The organism is uncultured Mucilaginibacter sp., from assembly GCF_937859865.1.
Classification (GTDB): Bacteria; Bacteroidota; Bacteroidia; order Sphingobacteriales; family Sphingobacteriaceae; genus Mucilaginibacter_A.
Genome location: NZ_CALMAT010000122.1, coordinates 1 through 8,323, shown reverse-complemented (window position 1 = coordinate 8,323; position 8,323 = coordinate 1). Strand labels below are relative to the sequence as shown.

The window sequence follows — 8,323 nt, the reverse complement described above, 5'->3', positions numbered from 1 at the left end:
TTCTATTGATTGGCAAACTTTTATCAATATTTATTAATCGAACTCAGGTTAATAGGTCGGCTATCCTATCAGGATAAAAGTTACTCACGCCGATGGCCCTGGTCTTGTTTTCTTTATAAAGTTCTTCCATTGCTTTCCACGATCCGTAGACATCACCAAATGCCTGATGGATCAGGTAAAGGTCCAGGTAGTCTAACTGTAATTTCTGCAACGATTTAGCAAAGGCCGCTTTCGTACTTTCGTAGCCCGTATCCTGCACCCAAAGTTTGGTGGTTATAAAAAGTTCCCGACGGTCAACGCCGCTTTTTTTAATACCTCTGCCGACTGCTTCTTCGTTCTCGTAGGCGGCCGCTGTATCGATCAGCCGGTAACCGGCTTTGATTGCTTCGCAAACGATGTCTTCACATTCCTGCGGGTCAGATACCCGGAATACGCCTAATCCTAAAATTGGCATTTCCACTCCATTATTCAATTTGACTGTTTTCATAGATAGTTTTTTGTTTGATTTAATAGTACAAAGGTGGCCTCAAAAACAAAAACTTTTTTAAATACAATCAAACCAAAAAGTATAATAATCAAATCAATTTGAAATACCACCAAGGCACTAATTTTTATAATTTCAGCTTTGATTATATTAACTTTGTAAAATGAATGAAAAGGTAGCTGAACTCGCAGCATATCCAATAGGTGATTTACAAATGAGGGGCTTTAAAGCCTACGAGGTAGAAACCAGGGTACATCCTATCCCTATCTATGGACGCCGGGATTTTTACAAGGTCTGTCTGATCACCGGTCATACCTTGTTAAATTACGCAGACCGCAGTATAGATATAGATGGCACTTTTCTATTTTTCGGAAATCCCCATATTCCTTATTCTTCCCATATCCAATCGGAGATGATGACTGGATATGCCTGCCTGTTTTCCGAAGAGTTTTTGAAACTGAATGACCGCCCTGGCAGTCATCATGAATCACCCTTGTTCAAACTGGCAAATTCACCAGTGGTAGCTATTAACGAGCAACAAACAGCGTTTTTGACCATGATATTTCAAAAGATAATGGCAGAACAAGAATCACAATATACTTATAAGGACGATCTGGTTCGCAGTTATTTACATCTCATTATTCAGGAGGCCCTTAAAATGAATCCGCAGGATCATTTGGTGAAGTACAAAAACGCGGCATCCCGGGTCGCATTCCTGTTTCTGGAATTACTGGAACGACAGTTTCCAGTTGAAAACACCAATCAACCGCTCAAAATCAGGACTGCACAGGAGTTTGCGCAGCATTTAAATGTTCATGTCAATTACCTGAACAAATCAGTTAAAGAAGTTACAGGTAAACCAACCACCATTCATATTGCCGAACGCATAGCAACGGAAGCCAAAGCATTACTGCAGCATACGGAATGGAGTATAGCTGAAATTGCTTACGCCCTCGGCTTTGAATATCCGACCTACTTTAACAACCATTTCAAAAAGATAACCGGAGCCATTCCCAAATCGTTCAAGGCAAAAGAAGTTCAACCGGTATAGGTTTGATTATTATAGTTTTCGATTTGATTAACGTTAAAAACCATTACCAGCGATGGTCTAATTTCGTGGTGTTAAACACGCATCTTAAGAAACAAATTAGAAATAATCAAATGAAAACTCAAGTATTAAAAGGAAAAGTAGCCCTTGTTACCAGGGGTAATTCAGGAATCGGTTTCGGCGCAGCACAATCACTCATAGCAGCCGGAGCATTCGTTTACATCACCGGTCGCAGACAGCAGCAGTTGGATGAAGCATTAGCCAAGCTTGGACAAAACGCAAGGGCCATACGGGCAGATGTAACCAGTAAGAAAGCAATGGAAGACGTAGCGGCGATCATCAAAACAGAAAAAGGTTCTTTGGATGTTGTTTTCGCTAATGCAGGGGGTGGTAACCCTGTACCACTGGAAGAAGTTACCGAAGATTATATGGATAAGACCTACAATGTCAATGTGAAAGGCGTAATCTTTACAGTTCAAGGTATGTTGCCTATTTTAAAGGATGGCAGCTCAATTATTCTGAATGCCTCCATCACGGCTTATATGGGGCTTAGAGGCTTTGGTATTTATGCTGCAACCAAGGCCGCTGTCCGTTCATTTGCAAGAAGCTGGACCACGGATCTAAAAGACCGGAAAATTCGTGTTAATGCCCTTAGCCCTGGAGTAGTTCCCACAGAAGGGTATCGCACTGAGCAGGGAATGTCGGAAGAGCAGGTACAGAACTATGTTGACAGTGTGACTACCGAAATTCCAGTTGGCCGTGTAGGTACTGCTGAAGACATGGGAAATGCCGTTGTATTCCTTGCTTCCGAAGCCAGCAGCTTCATCACGGGAATAGAATTGACCGTCGATGGTGGACAAACAATGGTTTACGCAGGTAAAAATTAATTAGGATAGCTTTTGCTCAAAGTCAATTGCGTTAATTGTTATTATATAAAGGGTATCCGGTATTTATTATAATACTATCGGGTACCCTTTTCTGCAGAGAGCAGACCTGAAAGCAATTATAGCTGGTTCTCATTTAAGTAAAAAAGCTCTTTTATTTTATAATATGGATTTTGTTAGATCAAATCATTAGAAATTCGTAGTTAATATCCGGGGAAAGGGACGCAGGAATAGTGGCAAAGCGCTAAGTTATTTTACAAAAATAACTACATTTACTATTTACCCGGCCTTTTCTTATGATTGATCATTTCCCCTTTTACCTCTGCCTTGTAGTCACCATCCTGCTACTGATCATGCTCGCCAACAGGCTCAAAATTGCCTACCCGGTTCTTCTGGTGATTGCCGGACTGCTAATTAGTTTTGTTCCGGGAATACCTCAGTTGCATATCGAGTCCGAACTCATATTTGCCATCTTTTTACCGCCTTTGCTATATGATGCTGCTTGGCAAATATCCTGGAAAGAACTATGGCGCTGGCGCCGCGTGATCAGCGGTTTTGCTTTCCCGATTGTATTCTTTACGGCGCTGGCTGTTGCACTGGCTGCAAATCGCTTTATACCTGGCTTTTCTTTGGCACTTGGTTTCTTGCTGGGCGGTATCGTATCCCCGCCCGATGCAGTAAGTGCGGGTGCAATCCTGAAGTTTGTCAAAGTACCTAAAACCGTATCATCTATCCTGGAAGGTGAAAGTTTGCTCAATGATGCTTCCTCACTTATCATTTTCCGGTTTGCCCTGATTGCTGTAGGTACAGGGCAATTTGTCTGGCATGAGGCAGCCCTTTCTTTTGTATGGATGGTACTTGGCGGGATTGGTAGTGGTTTAGCAGCCGGTTGGATAATAATGAAGATGCATAAATTCCTGCCGACAGATGCCAATATGGATATCGTTCTGACGCTTGTTACACCGTATGTTATGTACATACTGGGAGAGGAAATTGGCAGCTCCGGTGTTCTGGCCGTGGTAGCAGGTGGATTACTGCTCTCTAATCGCCGGTTGCGCTTCCTTACCAGCACGTCGCGTTTAAGGAATGTGAACGTATGGGAAAGTTTAAGCTTTATGTTAAATGGCCTGGTATTCATTCTCATTGGCCTGGATCTACCGCAAATTATAAGTGAACTAGGAGATACAGGCGTAACCGTAGGCATTCGTTACGGCTTGCTCATTACGCTCGTTTTGGTGATCACCCGTTTGTTATCGGCCTATGGAGCAGTTGTATTTACCCTGATTGCCCGTAATTTCATCACCGTAGCTGATCCGCGTAATCCCGGCGCACGGGCACCTTTTGTAATCGGCTGGGTCGGAATGCGTGGCGTAGTTTCACTTGCTGCCGCCTTGTCTATTCCTACACACCTTACAGATGGAACGGTATTTCCCCAGCGCAACCTGATCCTTTTTATCACCTTCGTTGTCATCCTGACTACCTTGTTAGTACAGGGATTAACGCTTCCCCTGATCATTAAACGATTAAACCTCACCGATAGGGATAATAACTTATCCGAAGAAGAGATGTATATGGCGCTAAGAAAGCAACTTAATCAAGTTGCAATAGATTACCTGCACAGCAACTATCAGAAAGAGTTAAAAGAGCAGCCGGCTTTGCAGCAGATGGAGCAGAAATGGCAGTTAGGTACTGCAGAACCAGATGAAGCTGAATTAGCCAATCAACCCAAAAGCATTTATCAGCAGATACTTAACCAGCAGCGTAAGTGGCTGATTCAAAAAAACCACGAGAAAAACACATTAAGTGAGGATGTCGTGCGGAGGCACCTGTTGTACCTGGACTTAGAAGAAGAAAAACTAAATTTTTTGTAAAATATGAGTAGAAGAGATCATCTAATTTCCCCTACTTAACATAACCGTAATTATCAGACACTACCTTCACCCTCAAAAATCATAATACAAATTTCTGAAACTGCTGCGCAGGCCGATAGTAAACATTGCCGTATTGCTGATCGTTTGTGCATTGGCTTCGTGCCGAAGGATGCCGCCAACTTCCAAACGCAGATTATATTTTGGGTTGAGGATGTAGGAAACCCGGCCTTCGCCATAATACAAATTGGTGGTTAGCCCTTGCCCGGTATAGTTGCCGGTAAGATTTGTGCCCTGGTCGTAAGGTTTAAAAATATCCTTGCCATAATTATCAGTCAAGGTGGCATCCAAACCGTAATGCCCGAATTCCCCTTGCCCATAAAAATTAAAACGGCCAATCGCATAATTTAAAATCCCAACCACTTCGCGAAAATTAGCGCCAAAAGGGTGTGCCAAAGGTTCTGTGTTTTGCGAATAATTGATGATCTGAACAACTTCAGAATAAGTATAAGGCTTGGAATTGTTAAATTCCAGCAAGTAGTTTAAACGTTTTACACCTAACAAATCTGCACCGCGTGTGCCTAATTGCCAGGCATATTTATTGCGAATGCTGCCAGTGTTGGAAAAAAAATCTTTGGCTACAAATTCATCCAAAGCAAATTGCCCATAAACAGCAGCCTTATCAACAAATTTGTATTTTCCGGTAAAACCAATCAAGGCATTATCGCCGGAACCATTATTTGCTTCTAACGGGCGCAGGAAAATAACCGGATTGGCATAGTTAAAATCAAACCCGCGCTTGTTTCCGGCTTCATCTTTATCGCCCCAAATTATAGAATCAAAAAAACCTAAAGATACTTTATTGCTTACGTTCCAATCCAGGTAATGAAAAACGCCCCATTTCCGCCGGTAATCGTCCTGGTAAGAAAATTTTGGTGCTGTTGGGTCTTGCATATACGCCCACATGGCCATGTAACGCACGTTTCCTAACGTGCCGGTCAGCTTTAAAAAAGGATAATTGGAAGCAAAATCCGACAATAAAACTGAACGGTAACCATCGCCGATAAAGGTTTTGTCCTGGCCTAAAGCAATATTTAAATATTTAACGGGCGTGTAAGACAACAATGCCGTTGAGTAAGACCAATCACGAATCCTTTTGCCAAAACTCCTGTCGTAAGCTTGCCCCGGAACAATGTAGATGACGCTGTTTGCCGTTCTGTTGATGTATTTATCTACATAATCTGCAAACACGGCCTGGTTTTCGTAACCGCTGGTGTAAAAGGAAAATTTGCTGCCGATGGTGCCGCCAACCTGATAACCACGCGTATTTAACCAGGTGGTTTTACTGTTGGAAAAATCCCGGCCTAAAGTCAGATCGGGCAGATAATCTACATAAGCGGTAAAACCTTTTTCCTTGATATCAACCAAATGTTCGTTAAATATTTTGCGGTGCAGCCAACTTCTTTTACCAACAGAATCTACACCGGCATTCATTAAAGACTGGTATTGCCGACTGATCAAAGTATCGTCAACCAAAAAAGGCTTCATGGAACTGTGGAACCTGGATTTATTGGAATAAACGCTCGAATCTAACTTTTGGTAAAACTGGTAAGCATAAGGCAGATAGTTGGATTGTGCCCACGCATTTATCCGGCATAAAAACAGTATGATAACTATACCAAGTAATTTTCTTTTCATAAAATAAAGTGGTTGAAATGAAGCCGGATGAAATAAATAGAATTGGATAACGTAGTAAAAGACGGCAGGGTTAGCAGCATATTAATTTTTGTATGGTAAAAACAGTATCAGCAAAATTTGATTGCGGAAGGTATTACCCCAGCCTAAATGATTATTTGCTTTGCTGTTTATACGGTGCAAATATTAAAATAATTACAGAAAAGAAAATTTTTATCCAGCTACTTTAATTCGGACACTTTTTCCTGAAGTTCGGTGTACCAATCTGCGCCGTATTTCCTAATCAACGGATCTTTTAAAAACTGGTAAACGCTTACTTTCAACTCGTTTCCGAAAGCGCAGGCCGGGCTGCAAATGCTCCAACGGTCATAATACAAAACTTCAAACTCCGGGTATTTTGTAATGCGGATGGGATACAAATGGCAGGAAATGGGTTTTTTCCAATCGGTTGCGCCTGCTTCGTATGCTTTTTCTATGGCACATTTGGTAATGCCGTTTTCCCAAGTTACATAAGCGCATTCTTTGTTGCCATCCACACAAGGCGTGGTGTAATCCCCTTCAAAATCAACAACCGAAGTGCCAACTTGCTCAATGGTTTCGATGCCTTTGGCCGTCATGTAAGGTTTTACGGCCGGGTAGATTTTTTCCAGCACATTCAGCTCGTCCAGGTTTAATGGCGCGCCCGAATCCCCTTCTACGCAACAAGCACCCTTGCAACGGTTTAAGTTACAAACAAAGTTCTCGGCAATTACATCCTCGTGCACCAACGTATTTTTAACTTCAATCATTTTAGAGCCTGTTTAAATTTTATTTGGTGAAAATACCCGATGCTTCTTTTACCCTATTAAATTTGGTGCCTGTATTAATTTTTATAAACCAAGAAATAAATGTTTACCAATTTTTAGGTGATAAAAGAAGCATCGAAAGCCTATTAAACAAATTTATACAAGCTTTTATTATTCCTGAGATAACCCGCCTAACGGATATTTTAAATTTTTTGCACCTGAAATTTCCAACGTAACCGTACCCACCAAAATTTCTACCTGCGCTTTAATCGGGATGCGGTTTCCGTCATTCGTAATCCACAAATACAATTTGCTGTCTTTCCTAAAAATCCTTCCAGCAATGATAGAAGGCGAAAATTTCAGACAGTTAAAAGTCCCTAATTCGCAGGCTATAGTTTCTTTTCCTAAATATGTAATGCCCAGGTTTTCTACTTTATTTTCCGAAAAGTATTGCAAAGTCAGTTCCTCACCTACTTTAACTTTTGACATATCCAATTCCCGGGCAAAATAATAAGCAGAAGGCAAATCAAAAATTTGGCCTTTAAAAGGATAAACGCCATTTTGCGCCGTAATTTTTTTGGCTTCGTAATCGAAAGTTACTTTATCTGTTCGGCGGTATTTTCCTTCACGGCGGTTTTCTGTATAGTAATAAGGCGTTAAAGTGTTGCGGTCAATAAAACTTTCGTAGCGGTTGCGTACCTTGAAAAAAACATCAAAACTCCCTGATGTCTTGCCATCAATTACAATATGATAAGTTGGTTTGTTATTAAATTTAATGCCGCTTTCTTCTACCCTTAAATTGGCTTCGGCACCGGTAAAAATGCCATACTTTAAACGGTAACTCAACTGTTCGCCGTCTTTAAAAGCCAACGTGCTTCTTTTGGCCAGTTCCTGGGCAGATACCAAATAATGCAGCGTAAAGATCAGCGTAATTGGTATCCAGATTTTTTTAGCCATAAACGGTAAGACGGAAAATAAATTTTTTATACAGCTTCTTTACGTTTGTAAACAGGAACAGTTGAACAAGGTTCGCCATAAAGAATACTTTTTACGATGGGCGTAAGGCGAAAAGTTAAACTTACGTAAGCCGATTGCGGTACGACAACATCGCCGCAACCTTTTATGACTACGCGCTGGTCGCGAAACTTTTCTAAATCCAGGTTGCCAATTGCTTCTTCAAACAAAACAGTTTCCAAAGTATTTAAATCCCCAAAAACCACTTTTTTTGCCATTACAGAAAGTTTGTTTGCCAAAAGCATATAAGCCCAGGTTGGCACAATCGCATCAACCGAGCAAGTAATGGCCACAAACTGATCCTGATATTGCGCCCAGTTGTGCTGTTTGATAAACTCCCTGAAATCTTTTTCGCGCAGGATCAAACCCATAAAAAGGTTGTCTTTGATATCGTACAAAACCCGCTCGCCTGTTGGATAAAGGCTGGCAGGGTCAAAAGAAACCAAACCGCTTTGCGCAACTTTGTTTACTATATTTCCCTGAATTTCCATGCTGATAAAATAAAAAAATCCGGAAACAATATACTTATTTCCGGATGCAAAATT

The 8,323-nt window shown here is 41.3% G+C and carries 8 protein-coding genes; 3 read left to right on the top strand and 5 right to left on the bottom strand.

From position 1 onward, the window contains the following. Positions 1-43: 43 nt before the first annotated feature. The gene (locus Q0192_RS13255; RefSeq protein WP_299289968.1) at positions 44-487 is read right to left on the bottom strand and encodes an aldo/keto reductase; all 444 of its coding nucleotides are present in this window, start codon (positions 485-487) and stop codon (positions 44-46) included. 160 nt (positions 488-647) lie between these two features. Here Q0192_RS13255 and Q0192_RS13250 point away from each other — a divergent pair, with 160 nt between their 5' ends. The 3 genes from Q0192_RS13250 to Q0192_RS13240 all read left to right on the top strand — a co-directional run bounded on the left by Q0192_RS13250 (position 648) and on the right by Q0192_RS13240 (position 4,287). Continuing rightward, positions 648-1,535, top strand: coding sequence for a helix-turn-helix domain-containing protein (locus Q0192_RS13250; protein WP_299289967.1), 888 nt, complete (start codon positions 648-650; stop codon positions 1,533-1,535). Positions 1,536-1,645: 110 nt separating this feature from the next. Beyond that, positions 1,646-2,419: an SDR family oxidoreductase gene (locus Q0192_RS13245; protein WP_299289966.1), complete on the top strand. Its 774-nt coding sequence runs from the start codon at positions 1,646-1,648 to the stop codon at positions 2,417-2,419. 293 nt (positions 2,420-2,712) lie between these two features. Further along, a complete protein-coding gene (locus Q0192_RS13240) occupies positions 2,713-4,287 on the top strand; it encodes a Na+/H+ antiporter (protein WP_299289965.1) in 1,575 nt (524 codons plus the stop codon). A 72-nt stretch (positions 4,288-4,359) separates the two neighbouring features. On the opposite strand, the gene Q0192_RS13235 is transcribed toward Q0192_RS13240, so the two are convergent. The 4 genes from Q0192_RS13235 to Q0192_RS13220 form a co-directional block, all read right to left on the bottom strand. After that, complete coding sequence (locus Q0192_RS13235) at positions 4,360-5,982, bottom strand: gliding motility protein RemB (protein ID WP_299289964.1); 1,623 nt, start codon at positions 5,980-5,982, stop codon at positions 4,360-4,362. A 218-nt stretch (positions 5,983-6,200) separates the two neighbouring features. Next, positions 6,201-6,767 (bottom strand): DUF3109 family protein, encoded by a 567-nt coding sequence (locus Q0192_RS13230; protein ID WP_299289963.1) that lies wholly within the window; start codon positions 6,765-6,767, stop codon positions 6,201-6,203. 168 nt (positions 6,768-6,935) lie between these two features. Continuing rightward, positions 6,936-7,721: a DUF3108 domain-containing protein gene (locus tag Q0192_RS13225; RefSeq protein ID WP_299289962.1), complete on the bottom strand. Its 786-nt coding sequence runs from the start codon at positions 7,719-7,721 to the stop codon at positions 6,936-6,938. Positions 7,722-7,747: 26 nt separating this feature from the next. Then, positions 7,748-8,269: a DUF2480 family protein gene (locus Q0192_RS13220; protein WP_299289969.1), complete on the bottom strand. Its 522-nt coding sequence runs from the start codon at positions 8,267-8,269 to the stop codon at positions 7,748-7,750. Between the last annotated feature and the right edge of the window lie 54 nt (positions 8,270-8,323).